The sequence below is a fragment of the Facklamia hominis CCUG 36813 genome, from assembly GCF_000301035.1.
GTDB classification, from domain to species: domain Bacteria; phylum Bacillota; class Bacilli; order Lactobacillales; family Aerococcaceae; genus Facklamia; species Facklamia hominis.
The window spans coordinates 665,730-665,992 of the sequence record NZ_JH932292.1 but is presented as its reverse complement, the minus strand read 5'-3'; the positions used below and the strand labels follow the sequence as shown (position 1 = coordinate 665,992).

Below are 263 nucleotides of genomic sequence, written 5' to 3'. Positions count from 1 at the left end.
GAAGGAAACTGGAAAGTAGCAGTCCCAGAAGGCAAAGACCTAGCTGAAAATGATGAAGTAAAAGCCACAGCAACAGTAGATGGCAAAGATACATCAGACCAAGCTACAGCAAAAGTAGGCAAAGCTGACGAAACACCAGAAGATAAGAAAACATCAGTTGACGAAACAGGTAAGAAACCAGTTAAACCAACGGATGAAAAACAAGACACTGGCGTTAAAGTTACAAATCCAGACAAGGATACAAAAGTAACTGCTAAGGACGA

1 protein-coding gene is annotated in these 263 nt (G+C 41.1%); it reads left to right on the top strand.

The genetic code is table 11. From position 1 onward, the window contains the following. A partial coding sequence (locus HMPREF9706_RS09185) for a hypothetical protein (protein WP_006907879.1) occupies positions 1-263 on the top strand: 263 nt, incomplete at both ends.